The following is a 2,586-nucleotide window of genomic DNA, read 5'->3' on the forward strand; positions in this document are numbered from 1 at the left end:
CGCGAGCCTCGCCCAGCGCGGCCGCGTCCACGTGGCGCTCCGCTACGGCGCAACGGGCCGTCCGGAACACGAATACTCCTGGTCGCCGCGCTAGGCCATATGGGCCCCCTATGGGCCGCAGAGGGGGCGGCCCTGGGCATCGACGGCGCAGGGCGTGTTGGGTTCGCAGCAGACCCAGTAGCCGGCGCCGGGGGTGCCCGGCTGGCCTTCGCACAGGGTGTTCGGGGGCTGGCAGGCCTCCAGGGCCGCGACGAAGTCGCCGCCGAAGCCGTGGTCGCCGACGGCCATGGCCGTGACCGCCGGCCCGGCCGGCGCGGGGACGTGGCCCTGATAGGTGCCGGTGGCCGGTCCGATGCCGCATTCGGCGGTCAAGCGCGGAAGTGTCACGGGCGATGTCCCTTCTCGGCGTTCAGCCGGCCGAGCGCCGTCCCGGTGCGTGAGCGCGATATTCCGACGCTGAACGTCCGCAAACCCATCGTCACTCTAAGCCGGTAAGGCCAGAAGGCCATGACCACATCCCGCCATCATTTGTCCAGGCCGAGCCGGTTTATGTCGCCTCTCCAAGCTCACTGGCCGCTGAGGTTGCCCGGTTAACTCCGCGTTCCTTTCGTCGCTCAACGGTAATCCTGTACGCCGTGTTCGGTGGATGTCCATGTCCGGAATCAGTGTTGACTCCCGCTCTGAGTCGGATCAGACTCATAACGCGTCGCCAGGAACGGCAAATGCGGACGGGGTGAAACCTCTCTATGGCCGATAACGGGACTGCGAGCGAGCCGGCCCAACGGGATATCGCGATTCCGGAACTCCACGAACCCTCGGTCGCGGTCGTCGGTGCCGACGGATGCGGTTGCGGAGGAACCGAGGGCAGTTGCAGTTGCGGCGGCGGCGCCGGCGCGGCGGCTCCCGGAAGCGTCTACGCGATCGGCACCGTGACCGCCCGCTTCCCGTCGCTGAACCTCGAGAAGGAGTTCATGCAGGCGTGGGGCAAGAACCCCGAGCAGACCCTGACGATCAGCGATGCCGACAAGTTCGCCGTGCTCAGCCAGGGGCAGAACCTCTACCTCGCGCGGGAGATGTGCTGGGTCTTCCAGAGCGGCGACGTGGATCTCTACATCCTGCAGCCGCGCTCCTACGTCGAGCTGACGGGCCTGGTGACGGCCCTTTCGCCCGCCCCGGGCCAGGTGAGCTTCGCCCTGGTCATCGGCATGCTGGGCCCGATCGCGCCACCGGGGATGTGCAACGGGGCGCAGTTGCCCATCGTCGTCTGCAACCAGGTCTTCGGATTCACCGGACAGGCGTTCATCAACAGCATCACCGCGGAGGTCACCGGGGACGCCGACCTCATGCGGAAGATCAGCGACCACCTCGGAGGCGCCGGGGGCGGCGCCGGCCAGACGCCCGAGGAATACGTCGCCGCCGCAGCCGGAAACGCCTTCTCCGCGCTCACCCTGCTGTCGGACAACGCGGGCCAGACGGACGAGCACCGGGCGATCAATTACCTCACCTTCAAGTCGCTCGCCCTCTACAAGAAGGAAATCGAGATGGAACTGAACGGATTCACGCTGAATTCCGTCCAGGCCCATCCCGACGCGCTGTCGGCGGGGCGTCGAATCCAGGACGTGATCCTGCTCTACGCGTCGACGACGACCACGCAGATCCAGCGCTACTTCACCCGGATCGACGTCAGCGGCCAGTTCCCCTTCATGGTGAACGATCTGTCCCTCTACTACGACCATCCGTGATCCGGAGAGACGTCATGACGATCCCGCGTCTGACCGCCGAATACAGCATCGGCCCGTCCCTGCACACCTACCCCGCGACCGGTCCGGCGAGCGCGCCCGGCCACGCCGTCGCCCCGATGGGCCTGCTCGACGGCCTGGGCGGGCTCTTCGGCGGTGTCCTGTCGAAGGTGCCCTGCCTCATCGGATGCGGGCTGCCCAACGCGGTCTCGCTCGTCGGCCAATGCGGCCTGGACCCGTCCTGCTACATCGAGCGCGCCCCTTCGGCCGTCGCCGGCTGCATCCGGCAGTGCCTGCAGTGATGGCTCCGCGTCCGGCGGATCACGGTCCTTCCATCGCCCGCTACGCACCCGTGGCCGACATGGCCCTGGCCTTCGACGGCTATCGGACCTTCGCGCAGGCGGTCCTCCCGGCTTCCCTGATCCCCGCCGGGCCGACCGGAGGCGCGGCCTTCTCCCTCACCTTCTGGCTGAACGTGCAGCCGGTGCTGGAGGAGGGGACGGACCCGCCGACGAGCTCCGGGCCGATGGTGGTGGCCGACATCCGCGGCGCGCAGGGCCCGCTCGCCCTGTGGTCGATCGAGCGCGACCTGTCCCTCGGCTTCACCGTCCCCGGCTCAGCGCCGGGAGCCCTCTCGGTGGACCTGCGTCCCTACCTGAGGCGGTGGGTCTTCGTGGTAAGCGTCTACCGCCCGCCCGCCGACGACCACCCGCACGGGCAGATCGGCCTGCTGGTCAGCGACGGCGGGCCGGTCCGGGCACCGGTCACCGCGGACCTGGACACCACGCCCAACCCGGCCGTGGAGGACCGGCTGCTGACCGTCGGCGACCTGCCGACCGCGCAGTAC

4 protein-coding genes are annotated in these 2,586 nt (G+C 68.9%); 3 read left to right on the forward strand and 1 reads right to left on the reverse strand.

The features are described 5' to 3' along the window. Positions 1–108: 108 nt before the first annotated feature. On the reverse strand, positions 109–372 hold the full coding sequence (locus tag AB0J52_RS35690) for a hypothetical protein (RefSeq protein WP_500187337.1): 264 nt from the start codon (positions 370–372) through the stop codon (positions 109–111). A gap of 374 nt (positions 373–746) precedes the next feature. Between AB0J52_RS35690 and AB0J52_RS35695 the strand changes: the two genes are divergently transcribed. The 3 genes from AB0J52_RS35695 to AB0J52_RS35705 form a co-directional block, all read left to right on the forward strand. Beyond that, complete coding sequence (locus AB0J52_RS35695) at positions 747–1,742, forward strand: cyanobactin maturation protease PatG family protein (RefSeq protein WP_500187338.1); 996 nt, start codon at positions 747–749, stop codon at positions 1,740–1,742. Positions 1,743–1,756: 14 nt separating this feature from the next. Next, positions 1,757–2,041 carry a hypothetical protein gene (locus tag AB0J52_RS35700; RefSeq protein ID WP_500187339.1) on the forward strand — a complete coding sequence of 95 codons (285 nt, stop codon included), beginning with the start codon at positions 1,757–1,759 and terminating at the stop codon, positions 2,039–2,041. Between the two features lie 50 nt (positions 2,042–2,091). After that, positions 2,092–2,586, forward strand: a 495-nt coding sequence (locus tag AB0J52_RS35705) for a hypothetical protein (protein WP_500187340.1), incomplete at its 3' end; no start/stop codon positions are given.

The organism is Spirillospora sp. NPDC049652, assembly GCF_040675125.1.
Lineage (GTDB): Bacteria > Actinomycetota > Actinomycetes > Streptosporangiales > Streptosporangiaceae > Spirillospora.